The sequence below is a fragment of the Pseudomonas sp. NFACC45 genome (assembly GCF_900113505.1).
GTDB lineage: Bacteria > Pseudomonadota > Gammaproteobacteria > Pseudomonadales > Pseudomonadaceae > Aquipseudomonas > Aquipseudomonas tehranensis.
In genome coordinates this window covers 173,550-185,833 of the sequence record NZ_FOPO01000006.1, presented here as the reverse complement: position 1 = coordinate 185,833, position 12,284 = coordinate 173,550, and the positions used below count along the sequence as shown (strand labels likewise).

The following is a 12,284-nucleotide window of genomic DNA, read 5'->3' as shown; positions in this document are numbered from 1 at the left end:
ATATAGGTGACATTGTGCTGATTCTAAATCCTTCAGTTCTTGGCGAGAGGATGCGTGCACTACGCCGTGCGAAGGGTTATACCCAACGGCAGCTCGCTGAGAAAGCCAACTGCAGCCGCAAAACGATCATCGATCTAGAGGCCGGTGAAAACGTGGCCGTGTACACCCTGTTTCGAGTCGTATCGGCGTTGGGGATGGCGCTGGAAATCGTCGACAAGCGGATTGACCTCAAATCCCTCGCTGATCTGGTAGAGCATGATGAGTAAGGTCAAGCTGCTCAATGTCATGACACCGCAAGGTTATAGCGGCGACTTGTCCAAAGGTTCGCAGTTTTCGTTCGCCTATGCGAGCGCCGAGGCGCCTCGGGAGGTTTCGTTGGTCATGCCCTATGACCCTACGCCTTCAGTCAGCAACGTCCTTCACCCCATCTTTGATATGAACGTGCCCGAGGGGTTTCTGGCCGACCAGATCAAGCGTCGTATGGCCAGACACATGCAGGTCGACGACATGCGGCTGCTATCGGTGATAGGGGGTAATCAGATCGGTCGACTCAGTTACGTCAACCCTGTCGAGGCCTTGACGACTGTGCGGGCTCAGGTCGGGTTGCAGGACATTCTGTCGGCGGATACTTCACAAAGTGTTTTTGACTTCCTTGTTGATACTTATTTTGAGTCTGGTATTTCGGGCGTCCAACCCAAGGTACTGGTGCCTGACTTGGATAAGCTGACGGGCGATCGAAAAACCATGCTCAGCTCCGATCTGATCGTGAAGTCTGGCGCTGAGGAGTATGCCCACCTGGCGCAGAATGAATTCCTGTGTCTGGAAGCAGCTCGTTTGGCCGGGTTGGAAACTCCACCATTCTGGTTGTCGGAAAACGGTGAGTTGTTTGTAATGGAGCGGTTCGACCTGACCCCCTCCGGGCGCCTGGGATTTGAAGACATGGCAGTGCTCCTTGGCTTGTACAAAGACCCCCATGACAACTACAAATATTCCCAAAGTTACGAGACCCTTGCGGCAGTAGTGAATCAGGTATGCCGGCATGCTGAGCCGGTTCGCGAACTGGAGCGCTTTTTTTCTTCGGTGTGCCTCTCGGTCATGGTGCGTAATGGGGATGCCCACCTGAAAAACTTCGGGGTTATTTATACGCATCCCGACGCACTGGAAACCGTGCGGTTGGCACCGGTTTTTGATGTCACCACTACAACGGTGTATGAACACTACAACCCCAAGTCTGGCCGCTCGTTGGTGGATCGGACCTTGGCGATCAAGATGAACAAGGTGAAGACTTATCCTGATCGGCAGCAACTGATCGAGTTCGGTCGCAAGCATTGTGGCGTAGATAAACCCGCGCTGATTATTGAGCGAATCGCCGATGCTATGGACCAGGCACTGGCGATCAATGAGCATCGTATCGATGGGGAGCTGCTAAAGGGCATGCGGGCGGAGTGGGATGGCGGAAGGCTTGCCGCTCTTTATGACTCGGTTGCACCTCGATTCAGGCGCAAGCCATTGGCGTGAAGCGAGTATTGTTCGTTATGAAGTGTTCGGGACACTGCGCGGCTATCCCGGCATCCATGCCGGGATGCCCACTCCACAATGCCTGTGTTCGGCCAGCGTGGTTGACGGGGTCCAGGATGTCGCCGATGTGTTCGGTGTCATTGACTGTTTTGTCAGTGGGCTGCGAAACCCGGGCCCGCTGACCAAAGCCAGCAGACGAACCCGAACTATAGAGGAGATTTTCGAGGCCAAAATCCACCTGTAGGACGCACCGGCCCCCTGTGGCGAGGGAGCTTGCTCCCGCTCGGGGGCGCGGCCGCTGCAAAACTTGGGTATGCGCTGGGTCTGACGAAAAGAGGGGACTGCTTCGCAGTCCAGCGGGAGCAAGCTCCCTCGCCACGGTGGGCGAATTCCTACGAAATTTACAGATGGCCAGGCGAGCAGCATTCCGTTGCCGCTGTGGTGCCTGAAGCACAGTGATCAGGTGTTGTGATCGATATCCAACTTACTGAACGTCACTTTCCCACCTTCGCTGGTGTAGCCCGTGTTGTCCTGCACATACACGCCAGCCTTGAAATACAGCGGCTTGACCTTCCATCTGGCGCTCATGGTGGTGTACCAGCTACGACCCGCCGCGGTGATGCCCAGGTCACCCGTACGGTCCAGGTGGAGCCGGTAACTGAAGGACTGAGCAAGTTTCACCCCCGTGGCCACGGTGATGACTCGACCCTCGTCGTCATCGGGGCGCATGCGGACCTTGGCGACGATGTTGCCGGTCTTGCTGTCGTCCTTGTACTGGTATTCCAGCTTCACCATGGGTTTGCTGCTGTCCTTGGCATGAATTTGACCAATCACAATCTTGCCGGTGCTGGGTACCTGGTTGACGACCAGGGTCGCGCTCAATTTATTGTCGGCATCGGGATACAGCCAGTTGCGCAAGGTCCCGTCTTTGTAGGTCTCTCGCAATTCGCTGCGTGGGTAGACCGCGTTTTCAGTCTTGGTGCCGGTCACCGGTGACCAGAAATACACTGTGCTGCCTTCGGAATTGAAGTACTTATTTTGGAAGCCATCCAACAGCCGAGGCGTTTCAATGGTTTTCGGCGGGCTTCCCTCGGGGATGCTCAAGTTCCAGGTTGCAAGATCGACCATATGCGGGCCCTTTCTACGGAATGAATATGTTGCAAGATCCAGCCGGAGGCTCTAGCCAGCGCTTTTATGACGTGCCCCGAGAAGCGCGCGGAACGGATTTTTTATGTCCGTCCGGCGGAGGGTTGGCGTCAACTGTCCGTCAGAGTGAGGTTTGCCGCTTTGGTGCCCGAGGACGATGACCGTTAGTCGGGCAATTCGAATTTTTTTTGAACGATGGCGCTATGGCATCGGGATCGATGCGGGTCACGTTCGAAGGGAGCAGCGTCCATGCTGCGGTACGCGAGGGGAAACGCTTATAGGGCGGCGTGATGAATTTCCAGCACGCTGAACGTCACTTTTCCACCTTCAGTGGTGTAGCCGGTGTTGTCCTGCACGTAGACGCCGGCTTTGAAATACAACGGTTTGTCCTTCCAGTCCGGGCTTACCGTAGTTCTCCAGTTGTAACCCGCGGCGCTGATGCCCAGTGCGCCCTTGGGGCTGAGGTGAATCTGGTAGGAAAACCTGCGATCAAGCTTCACGCCCGTGGCGATGGTGATGACTTGGCCCGATTCGTCATCGGGGCGCAGGCGGACTTTGGCGACAATGTTTCCGGTTGAGCTGTAGGCCTTGTATTGATATTCCAGCTTCACCATAGGGCGTGTGCTGTCTTTGGCGTGAATCTGGCCGATCACGATCTTGCCCGTGCTGGGCACCTGACTGACGGCAAGCGTGGCGCGCAGTTTGTTGTCCGCCGCTGAGTAAAGCCAGTTGCGCAGGGTTCCATCGCTGTAGGTTTCCCGCAGTTCGCTGCGTGGATAAATGGCGTTGGCGGTCTTGGCGCCGGTCACGGGGGCCCAGAAGAACAACGTGCCAGTGTCGGAGTGGAAATATTGATCCTTGAAGCCCTGCGCCAACCGGGGTGTTTCGATGGTGATGGTGGGGCTGCCTTCAGGAATGCTCAGATTCCAGGTGGTGAGATCGATCATGGTCGGATCCTGCGTAACGAAAGTAAAAGTGCTGAACGCCATCACGCGAGGCTCTGCTCCGCGCGTTCTGGACGGGTTGTTCACGCAGGATGGATCTTTATGGATGACCGTCCGGCGGATGATTGACGTCAATTGTCCGTCGAAGGTGTCATTGCAGGTTTTGTGCCCGGGGAGGGTGACCGTTAGTCGGCTATTTTGGGCTTTGTCTGGATGATGGCGCGATGACACCTACTGCTTTTCAGAATCACGGTCTAGAGTGAGGACACAGTATTTGTCCGCCTTGCTACGTCAGGACGGACGTGACGCCCGATAAGAGAAGCAGCATGGAATGCGTGCAACCACCGCTTGGCGAAGACAGTTCCGTCCTTTTGATAGTTGATGATTACCCTGAAAACCTGCTCAGCATGCGAGCGTTGTTGCAGCGTCAGGATTGGAAGGTGATGACCGCATCCTCGGGTGTCGAGGCCCTTAACCTTCTACTCGAACATGACATCGACCTCGTCCTGCTGGATGTGCAGATGCCCGACATGGACGGTTTTGAGGTGGCGCGTCTGATGCGCGGCAGCCAGCGCACACGGCTGACCCCGATCATTTTCCTGACCGCCAACGAGCAATCCCAGGATGCGGTGATCAAGGGCTATGCCAGCGGTGCCGTGGATTACCTGTTCAAACCATTCGATCCGCAGATTCTCAAACCCAAGGTTCATGCCCTGCTTGAACACCAGCGCAATCGCCGGGCCTTGCAGCGCCTGAGCCAGGATCTGGAAGCGGCCAGGGCTTTCAACGCCTCGGTGCTGGATAACGCCGCCGAAGGCATCCTCGTGGTGGATGAAAGCGGGTGTATTCGCTTCGCCAATCCGTCTACCTGCCGGCTGCTTAATGCCACCGCCGAGCAGTTGCAGGGAATGCCGCTCCTGGATTTCCTGCAAAAACCCCATATTCCCGAGTGGATCGGCTCCGATATCCATGTCGCCTACTGCCGGGGGCAGACCTGGCGCCTGCACGATGCGGTCCTGCGCACCGCGCCCGGCCAGCAGGTGTCGGTGGCCTTGTCTTGTGCGCCTCTGCCTGCGGAGCAGAAGGCAATGGTGGTAACGCTTCAGGACATGTCGGTGGTGCGTCACTTGCACCAGCAACTCGAATACCAGGCCGTCACTGACCCACTGACCGGTCTGCTCAACCGCAGGGGGTTTTATCAGACAGCCGAAAACCTGCTGATGCGCAGCGAGCGACTGGAAAGCAACTGGGTGCTGTTGTACCTGGACCTGGATGGCTTCAAACGGGTCAATGATTCGTTGGGCCATGATGCCGGTGACCGCGTGCTGCGCTGGGTTTCGGAACAACTGAAGGCGTGCCTGCGCCCGTTCGACATTCTGGCCCGTCTTGGCGGTGATGAGTTCACGGCCCTGCTGGATCTGGAAGTACCCGAGCAAGCGGCCAAGATTGCCGAGAAACTTATCGAACGGGTGTCTATCTGCCAACAGATCGAGGGTATGGACGTAACGCTGGGGGCCAGCATCGGCATCGCGACGTACCCCGACTGCGGCGCCAATCTCGACGGTCTGCTGCGCGCGTCCGACATCGCCATGTACGAGGCCAAGCGCGCTGGCCGTCAGCAATACCGTTTTTATGATCACGAAATGAACGGTCGAGCTCGTTCGCGGCTGATGCTTGAGGAGAGTGTGCGCTCGGCCATCGAAAACCGTGATTTCAATATGGTCTACCAGCCTCAGGTAGCTGTCGCCGACGGACGGATTCGCGGGTTCGAGGCGCTGTTGCGCTGGCAGCACCCCAGCGTGGGGGATGTACCGCCGGGCTTGTTCTTGCCATTGTTGGAAGAGGCCCGATTGATCAGTCGGCTGGGGAGCTGGATTTATCATCGCAGCGCGGCCCAGCGTAAAGTCTGGGAGCGCTTGTTCGCGGATGATCTGGTACTGGGGGTGAGCCTGAGCAGCACCCAGTTCGGTTTGCCTAACCTGGTGACCGAACTGCGCCAGGTCCTGGAGCGACATGCCCTCAAACCCCGGCAACTTGAGGTCGAGGTGACTGAAGATGCACTGATGCGCAACCCCGACGAAACCCATAAACAACTGCGGCTGCTGCATAACCTGGGGGTGCGGGTGGCGCTTGATGATTTCGGGTCCGGGCCTTGCTCGCTGGCGCATCTGCGGGATCTGGAACTCGACACCCTCAAGCTTGATCGACACCTGATCGCCCGTTTGCCAGGCTCACCCCGGGATGCGGCACTGGCGGCGTCGGTCATCGATTTGTGCAAGCAATTGGGTTTGCGGGTGATCGCCGAGGGCGTAGAGACGCCTGAGCAATATCACTGGCTCAAGGCCCACGGCTGCGAGTATGTGCAGGGGTTCCTGGTAGCGCGGCCCTTGATGGCCGAAGACACCGATGCCTTTGCCCGGCCATTTGACTGGAGCGCGATACAGGTCTGAATTCGCTACACTGGCGCCTTTTGTGACTGTGTTGCCGCCGATGATCGCGCTCAAATACCTCCAGGCTTACCCCGCCGCCCTGCAAGCCCAAGTGCAGCAACTGATTGCCCAGGATCGGCTGGGCGACTACTTGCAGCAGCGCTATCCCGACCGGCACTCGGTCCAGAGCGACAAGGCCCTGTACGGTTATGCGCTGGACCTCAAGCAACAATACCTGCGTAACGCGCCCGCTATCGACAAGGTGCTGTTCGACAATCGCCTGGACCTGACCCACCGCGCACTCGGCCTGCACACTGCGATTTCACGCGTGCAGGGCGGTAAGCTCAAGGCCAAGAAAGAAATTCGTATTGCTTCGCTGTTCAAGGACGCGGCACCTGAGTTTTTGAAAATGATCGTGGTGCACGAACTGGCCCACTTCAAGGAGTCGGACCACAACAAAGCGTTCTACCAACTCTGCGAGCACATGCAGCCGGGGTATCACCAGTTGGAATTCGACTTGCGGGTGTACCTGACATGGCGCGATCTGCAACCCTCCAAGGAATGACCGAATGGACGTCAGCAAGACCAAAAGCAGCTTCTATCGTCGCTTGTATGTGGCGTACCTGATTGATAGCGGCGTGGCCAGCAACATTCCCGCGCTCACCGAGGTCACCGGCATGCCGCGACGCACCGCCCAGGACACCGTGGCAGCGCTGGCGGACCTGGATATCGTGTGTGAATTCGAGCAGCTAGAGGGCGCCCGTAACCATGCCGGGCATTATCGGATCCGTGATTGGGGGGCGATTGATCGGCGGTGGATCGAGGGGAATTTGCAGCGGATTAAAGCGGTGTTGGAGTATCCCTGACATCGGCGGTGTCTGGGTTGGCGCTATCGCGAGCAGGCTCGCTCCCACAGTGGACCCCAGTCGTGCATAAAATCAAATGTCCACTGCAGATCAATGTGGGAGCGAGCCTGCTCGCGATGCGTTTTCAGGGCCGATGCATGCCAATGTGTGGAATCCCGTCTTCCATATACTCGATACCCACCACTCCAAACCCATACCGAGAGTAATACCCCTGCAGATGTGCCTGTGCCGACAGTGAGATCGATGTACCGGGCCAGTGCTTCTCGGCCTGCTTGAGGCCCTGTTCCATCAGCTTATGACCCATCCCCTGTCCCCGTGCCTGGGGGGCGATGACCACGCGCCCGATGACCACGTCACTGTTTTGCGAGTGCGGATCGAGCAAGCGAAGGTAAGCCACCAGATGATTGTCCTGCCAGGCCATCAGGTGGCAGGTATCGCCCTCCAGGTCCAGGCCGTCGACGTCCAGGTAGGGGCAGTTCTGCTCGACGACGAAGACTTCGGCGCGCAATTTGAGGATGGCGTACAGCTGTTCCTTGCTCAGGTCACTGTGATGTTTGCAGACCCAGTCGATATCCATTTTTTGAATTTCCTGAAGAACCTGATGCCGATATTAAGCGGGCTGGCTGCGGAAGTCTCTTTCTTGCACAACTGTAAAAATCTGTGACAAAGGCCAAAATGCCATCATCGAATTGTCGCGGTGTGGCCTTCTTTGTGTAATCTTCAATCCAGCGCTGCGCAGCGGTTCCACTGAGCTAATGTTAGGACCGGATGTCTGACGACATCTCTTGAGATTCGGCTAAAAACAAACCGGGCTTTGAACCCGTCAAGGATGTTTGGCATGCCGCGATTGCATCGAGCTCTTGCTTTGGTCGGGTTGCTGTTGCTGAGCCACAACGCCTGCGCGCAAAAGTTGCGTCTGGTGGCAGATGGCTGGCCACCCTTTACCGACACCACGCTGGTCAATGGGGGCCTGGCGACCGATATCGTCAGTACCGCCCTGGCGCGGGCCGGTTATGCCAGTGACTTTGAGCAGGTGCCTTGGGCCCGGGCGATGCTGGGCATCGGCGAGGGGCGCTATGACGTGCTGATCAACGCCTGGTACAGCGAAGAACGTACCCATGTGGGCCGTTTCTCGGCTGAGTACCTGCTCAACCGCGTGCGCTTCATCAAGCGCAAGGACGCACCCATCCAGTACGAGAACCTGCAGCAGCTGTATGCCTATCCCATCGCCGTGGTCCGCGGATACGCCTACGCCAAGGCGTTCGATGAGGATCGGCAATTGCAGAAAGTCCCTGTGCATAACTTTGCAATGGCCGTGCGCATGCTCGCTGCCGGTCGGGTGAAGCTGACCCTGGAAGATGAGTTCGTCGCCCGTTATTACCTGGCTCGTGAATCGGCCAAGGTGCGCAACGCCGTGGAGTTCATGCCCAAGCCACTGAGTGAAAACAGCCTGCACATCCTGGTCAGCCTGAAGAACCCGCAGCACGAGCAGATTGTCGCGGGATTCGATCGGGAGATTGCGGCGATGAAGGCCGATGGTAGTTATGCGCGGTTATTGAAGGCGCACGGGATGTGATCTTGCGGTGCCTGGACTGACGCTATCGCGAGCAGGCTCGCTCCCACAGTTGATCTATAGCGCACACTTGAATTTGTACGGCTGAGGTTCATTGTGGGAGCGAGCCCGCTCGCGATGGCGGTGGTGTGAGCACCACATTGCTCAAGCCTCGCTGGTGTCCTTGACCAGATGGGCTGCCAATGTGCGCAGCGGCCCCAACTGACGGCAGATCAACCCCAGTTGGGTCTGCACCAGCCGCTGGCCCTCGTCGATTTCATCGGGCATCTGCTCAAGCTCATTGGCCAAGGCTTCTTCCTCGTCGCTTTGGACCGCTATCGGTTGTTTGCTCGCCAGGCCCTGGGCGATTTCGTCGATGCTCGCGGCCAGTTTCACCCCCGCGCCGTCTATCAGGTGTTCGCGCACGTCTGCAGGCAACTGGGTGTCCCGATGGGCGCCCAGGCCTGACAAGTAGCTGAGCAGGGTGTGGGACAGCACTAGAAAGCGGAACCCGACATCGGCTTCCTTACGGAAATGCCCCGGTTCCATCAGCATGTTTGCCAGGGTGGTGGACAATGCGGCGTCGGCGTTGTGGGCGTTGCGTCGGGCCAGGCGATAGGCCAGGTCATCGCTTTTGCCGGCAGCGTATTGCTGCATGATCTGGCGCAGGTAAATGCTGTTGCAGGTCAGCGTGTTGGCCAGCACCTTGTTCAACCGGCGGCCTTGCCAGTCCGGCAGGAACAGGAATACCGCAAGGCCGGCGATCAGGCTGCCGAGCAGCGTATCGAACAGTCGGGGCAGCAGCAGTCCATAGCCGTCGCCCACCTGGTTGAAACAGAACAGCACCATGATCGTGATCGCGGCGGTCGCCAGGGTGTAGCGGGTCGTGCGATTGGTAAAGAACACCACCCCGGCGGCGATGGCGAAACACGATTGCACCAGCGGGTTGGGGAACAGATCGAACAGCGCCCAGGCCACCGTCAGGCCGATGGCGGTGCCGATGATCCGTTGGCCGAGCTTGCGCCGGGTGGCGCCGTAGTTGGGTTGGCACACGAACAGCGTGGTGAGAATGATCCAGTAGCCCTGGGACGGGTGGATCAGATGCACCATGGCATAACCCACACTCAGCGCCAGGGGCAGGCGCAGGGCATGCCGGAACAGCAGCGAGGTGGGCGTGAGCTGTGTGCGCAAGCGGACCCAGACGTCCTTCAGGTTGCGCGGTGAGCGATCCAGCAGGCTGCTATCGGTGGCGTCGGCCAGGGCGTCGGGGTTGCTCGCGTCGCTGAGCAGGCGGTCCATGGTGCCAAGGTTCGCCGACAAGGCCCGCAGTGAACGCAGCAACCCGCGCCAGGCCGGGTTGCTCTGGATCCGCAGGTGTTCGAGGGAGGCGTGCAGGTCATTCAAGGCCTCGGCGAAGCTGGCGTCATAGACGAATGGCTGGCGCAGTTGGATCGACTCGGCCAACGCTTGGCAGGCTTTACCTTGCTGGCGCAGCAGGCGTTGGCAGCGGAACAGCACGTCGCTGTGAAAGAACGCCTCGGCCAGCGCGTTGTAGGGGTAGTGGGAAGAGCTGGCGCGCTCGTGGATATCCTGGGCGAGGAAGTACAGCTTCAGGTAACGGCTGACCTTCGAGCCTGGTCGCCCGTTGCCGACGCGGTGCAGGATGATTTCCTTCGCCGCGTTAAGCGCGGCGACCACCCGGCCGTTCTGCTGGGCCAGTTCCAGGCGTCGGGCTTCGACATCCAGTTGGCGGATTGGCTCGAACAGCGATGATTTGAGTTTCAGGTAGCGTCCCAGCTCGCGGAACAGCCGCGCCAGGCTTTGCTGCACCGGCTGGTTGGAAAACAGCGCCTGCCACAGCACCGAGAGCAGGCCGTACCAAGCTGCACCGGCCACCAGCAGCAAAGGTTCGTGCCAGAAATCGGTGACCGCGCCACCGCGCTGGTCCACGCCGATCATGGTGTAGACCGAGAGAATCAATGTGCCGTAGGCAATGGCGCCATAGCGCTCGCCCAACGCACCGAGCATGGTCAGGGCGAAGCTCGCCAGCGCCAGGGCAACGATGAACAGGACCGGATAAGGGAACAGCAATTCCACCGACAGCGCCGCGATCGTGAAGCACACCAGGGTCACGGCCAGCGCGTTGAGGCGGCCCTGCCAGCTGTCATCGGTCTCGGCCAGGGCGCTGGCGATGATGCCCAGGAACAGCGGGATCAGCAGCGCCATCTTATCCAGATACCAACACAGCGCCATGCTGCCGGTCAGGGCGATGAACACCCGCACGCTATAACTGAATTTATCCAACGCCCAAAGGCGACGCAGAGACTGACTAAACGAGGTCGATGACATGAAGTGCACGGGCCTGACGGGCAATGACGCTAAATTGAGGCAGTAATGACGCCGACGCAATGGCGGCGATCACATCCGGCAGCAAAAAGTGTTCCGGGATGCTCCAGTAAACCCCTGTGGGAGCGAGCCTGCTCGCGATGAGGCCGGTACATTCAACATTGGTGTTGTCTGACAGTCCGCCATCGCGAGCAGGCTCGCTCCCACAGAATCATCATCCCCATTGGATTCTATGTATCCCTTCAATCAGATGTATTGCGCAGCCGCATAACCCGACGCCCAGGCCCATTGGAAGTTGAAGCCGCCCAGGTGTCCGGTGACGTCCAGCACTTCGCCAATGAAATACAGCCCGGGGCTTTTCAGGGATTCCATGGTCTTGGAGGACACTTCCCGGGTATCGACGCCGCCCAGGGTCACTTCGGCGGTGCGGTAGCCTTCGGTGCCGGCCGGGACGACATTCCAGCTCGCCAGTTTCTCGGCAATGTCTGCCAGTTCGGCGTGGGTGTATTGCTTCATGGGTTTGGAGACGAACCAGGTGTCGGCCAGCAGGGTGGCCATCTTCTTGGTGAACAATTCGCCCAGCAGGGTTTTCAGTTCGCTGTTGGGGCGTTCGGCCTGTTGCTGTTGCAGCCAGCTCGGCACGTCATGGTCGGGCAGCAGGTTGATCTGCACCGTGTCACCCGGTTCCCAGAACGAGGAAATCTGCAGGATCGCCGGGCCGCTGAGGCCGCGGTGGGTAAACAGGATGTTCTCGCGAAAACTCTGCTCGTTGCAGCTCACCAGGCAATCCACTGAAGTGCCCGAAAGTTCGGTGCACAACGCCTTGAGCTGGTCGGTGATGGTGAACGGCACCAGCCCGGCACGGGTTGGCAGCAGTTGGTGGCCGAACTGTTTGGCCACCTGATAACCGAAACCGGTCGCGCCCAACGTCGGGATAGACATCCCGCCCGTTGCAATCACCAAGGATTGGCAGGTGATGGCCCCGAGGGTAGTTTGCAGCAGGTAGCCGCTTTCGGTTTTCTCGATGCGCTCGATCGAGGTGTCCAGGTGCAGGTTGACGCCGGCCTGGTCGCATTCGTCCAGCAGCAGGCCAAGGATGTCGCTGGACTTGTTATCACAGAACAACTGGCCGAGTTTTTTCTCGTGATACGGCACGCCGTGCTTGGCCACCAGGGCGATGAAATCCCACTGGGTGTAGCGGGCCAGGGCCGACTTGCAAAAATGCGGGTTCTGCGAGAGAAAATTGCCCGGTTCGGTGTACATGTTGGTGAAATTGCAGCGTCCACCGCCGGACATGAGGATTTTCTTGCCGGCCTTGTTGGCGTGGTCCAGCAACATTACCTGCCGTCCGCGCCCTGCGGCGGTCAGCGCGCACATCAACCCCGCGGCGCCAGCGCCAATGATCACGACTTCGGTAGAGCGCAAAACGGTGTCCCTCTAAATGTCACCACAAAACCCATTGTGGGAGCGAGCCTGCTCGCGA

At 58.7% G+C, this 12,284-nt stretch carries 11 protein-coding genes; 6 read left to right on the top strand and 5 right to left on the bottom strand.

Translation table 11 applies throughout. The features are described from left to right. The first annotated feature begins 14 nt into the window (after window positions 1-14). Window positions 15-266 carry a helix-turn-helix transcriptional regulator gene (locus BM132_RS13030; protein ID WP_092455763.1) on the top strand — a complete coding sequence of 84 codons (252 nt, stop codon included), beginning with the start codon at window positions 15-17 and terminating at the stop codon, window positions 264-266. Continuing rightward, window positions 259-1,518 carry a type II toxin-antitoxin system HipA family toxin gene (locus BM132_RS13025; protein ID WP_092455761.1) on the top strand — a complete coding sequence of 420 codons (1,260 nt, stop codon included), beginning with the start codon at window positions 259-261 and terminating at the stop codon, window positions 1,516-1,518. The genes BM132_RS13030 and BM132_RS13025 overlap by 8 nt, the downstream gene beginning before the upstream one ends. A gap of 459 nt (window positions 1,519-1,977) precedes the next feature. Here BM132_RS13025 and BM132_RS13015 read toward each other — a convergent pair whose 3' ends face one another. Continuing rightward, a complete protein-coding gene (locus tag BM132_RS13015) occupies window positions 1,978-2,646 on the bottom strand; it encodes a polysaccharide lyase family 7 protein (protein WP_092401621.1) in 669 nt (222 codons plus the stop codon). Between the two features lie 293 nt (window positions 2,647-2,939). Further along, a complete protein-coding gene (locus BM132_RS13010; RefSeq protein ID WP_092455758.1) occupies window positions 2,940-3,611 on the bottom strand; it encodes a polysaccharide lyase family 7 protein in 672 nt (223 codons plus the stop codon). Window positions 3,612-3,934: 323 nt separating this feature from the next. On the opposite strand from BM132_RS13010, the gene BM132_RS13005 reads away from it, so the two are divergent. Genes BM132_RS13005 through BM132_RS12995 form a run of 3 tightly spaced genes read left to right on the top strand, consistent with a single transcriptional unit; the run spans window position 3,935 to window position 6,903 of the window. Next, window positions 3,935-6,058 carry a putative bifunctional diguanylate cyclase/phosphodiesterase gene (locus tag BM132_RS13005; protein WP_092455756.1) on the top strand — a complete coding sequence of 708 codons (2,124 nt, stop codon included), beginning with the start codon at window positions 3,935-3,937 and terminating at the stop codon, window positions 6,056-6,058. 40 nt (window positions 6,059-6,098) lie between these two features. Then, on the top strand, window positions 6,099-6,602 hold the full coding sequence (locus tag BM132_RS13000; protein ID WP_092456035.1) for a M48 metallopeptidase family protein: 504 nt from the start codon (window positions 6,099-6,101) through the stop codon (window positions 6,600-6,602). A gap of 4 nt (window positions 6,603-6,606) precedes the next feature. Beyond that, on the top strand, window positions 6,607-6,903 hold the full coding sequence (locus BM132_RS12995) for a winged helix-turn-helix domain-containing protein (protein ID WP_092401633.1): 297 nt from the start codon (window positions 6,607-6,609) through the stop codon (window positions 6,901-6,903). Window positions 6,904-7,027: 124 nt separating this feature from the next. Here BM132_RS12995 and BM132_RS12990 read toward each other — a convergent pair whose 3' ends face one another. Next, a complete protein-coding gene (locus tag BM132_RS12990) occupies window positions 7,028-7,480 on the bottom strand; it encodes a GNAT family N-acetyltransferase (RefSeq protein ID WP_092455754.1) in 453 nt (150 codons plus the stop codon). Window positions 7,481-7,741: 261 nt separating this feature from the next. Between BM132_RS12990 and BM132_RS12985 the strand changes: the two genes are divergently transcribed. Continuing rightward, window positions 7,742-8,479 (top strand): substrate-binding periplasmic protein, encoded by a 738-nt coding sequence (locus BM132_RS12985; RefSeq protein WP_092401639.1) that lies wholly within the window; start codon window positions 7,742-7,744, stop codon window positions 8,477-8,479. A 141-nt stretch (window positions 8,480-8,620) separates the two neighbouring features. Here the strand turns inward: BM132_RS12985 and yccS are convergent, their stop codons facing one another. Continuing rightward, entirely contained in the window at window positions 8,621-10,804 is a 2,184-nt protein-coding gene (gene yccS / locus BM132_RS12980; RefSeq protein ID WP_092455752.1) for a YccS family putative transporter, read from the bottom strand. A gap of 243 nt (window positions 10,805-11,047) precedes the next feature. Then, on the bottom strand, window positions 11,048-12,226 hold the full coding sequence (locus BM132_RS12975) for a BaiN/RdsA family NAD(P)/FAD-dependent oxidoreductase (RefSeq protein WP_092455750.1): 1,179 nt from the start codon (window positions 12,224-12,226) through the stop codon (window positions 11,048-11,050). Window positions 12,227-12,284 lie beyond the last annotated feature (58 nt).

What these genes read in the sequence shown, in the direction of transcription:
- BM132_RS13025 (WP_092455761.1), top strand. Translation starts at nt 259, where the DNA reads ATGAGTAAGGTCAAGCTGCTCAATGTCATGACACCGCAAGGTTATAGC.
- BM132_RS13015 (WP_092401621.1), bottom strand. Translation starts at nt 2,646, where the DNA reads ATGGTCGATCTTGCAACCTGGAACTTGAGCATCCCCGAGGGAAGCCCG.
- BM132_RS13010 (WP_092455758.1), bottom strand. Translation starts at nt 3,611, where the DNA reads ATGATCGATCTCACCACCTGGAATCTGAGCATTCCTGAAGGCAGCCCC.
- BM132_RS13005 (WP_092455756.1), top strand. Translation starts at nt 3,935, where the DNA reads ATGGAATGCGTGCAACCACCGCTTGGCGAAGACAGTTCCGTCCTTTTG.
- BM132_RS13000 (WP_092456035.1), top strand. Translation starts at nt 6,099, where the DNA reads ATGATCGCGCTCAAATACCTCCAGGCTTACCCCGCCGCCCTGCAAGCC.
- BM132_RS12995 (WP_092401633.1), top strand. Translation starts at nt 6,607, where the DNA reads ATGGACGTCAGCAAGACCAAAAGCAGCTTCTATCGTCGCTTGTATGTG.
- BM132_RS12990 (WP_092455754.1), bottom strand. Translation starts at nt 7,480, where the DNA reads ATGGATATCGACTGGGTCTGCAAACATCACAGTGACCTGAGCAAGGAA.
- BM132_RS12985 (WP_092401639.1), top strand. Translation starts at nt 7,742, where the DNA reads ATGCCGCGATTGCATCGAGCTCTTGCTTTGGTCGGGTTGCTGTTGCTG.
- yccS (WP_092455752.1), bottom strand. Translation starts at nt 10,804, where the DNA reads ATGTCATCGACCTCGTTTAGTCAGTCTCTGCGTCGCCTTTGGGCGTTG.